Consider the following 482-nt stretch of genomic DNA (forward strand, 5'->3'; position numbering starts at 1 on the left):
ACGAGCAATATAAACGGTTTCGTCTTCGTCATTAACTTGATCTAAATATTTTTTTAAGTTAGCGCGAAAATCGCTCTGTGTTAATGCTAATGTCATATTTACCACCCTTTCTTTGTACTTAATATTGTACTTTAATTTGTACTAAAAATCAAAAATTTTAAAGGAGCTCAAACTATGCAACAAGTTGTCTTACCCATCAAAGATTCAAATGTTCTCAAGGAGGTTCAAGATACCTTACTCAACAACTTTAACGCTGGCCGGCGTAACTATACAGTTTTTCAAGTTGGCAAAGCTACGCTACTGCGAGTGAGTGATGTCATGCGCTTAAAACAAACCGATATTTTTAATCCGGACGGTTCTATTAAACAAAATGCGTTCATTCACGATCGAAAAACTGGTAAACCGAATACCTTGTATCTTAAACCAGTTCAAACAGAGCTCTTATTGTACCGTCAATGGCTACTTGATCATAGACTAGCCTC

1 protein-coding gene and 1 pseudogene are annotated in these 482 nt (G+C 36.1%); one reads left to right on the forward strand and one right to left on the reverse strand.

Going from position 1 to position 482, the window contains the following annotated elements; genetic code table 11:
• A pseudogene (locus FC70_RS02605) lies at nt 1-96 on the reverse strand (type II toxin-antitoxin system Phd/YefM family antitoxin); the annotation flags it as partial.
• A 78-nt stretch (nt 97-174) separates the two neighbouring features.
• Here FC70_RS02605 and FC70_RS02610 point away from each other — a divergent pair.
• Nucleotides 175-482: site-specific integrase (locus FC70_RS02610; RefSeq protein ID WP_057889470.1), on the forward strand; the 308-nt coding region annotated here is incomplete at its 3' end.

It is taken from the genome of Paucilactobacillus oligofermentans DSM 15707 = LMG 22743, assembly GCF_001434315.1.
Classification (GTDB): Bacteria; Bacillota; Bacilli; order Lactobacillales; family Lactobacillaceae; genus Paucilactobacillus; species Paucilactobacillus oligofermentans.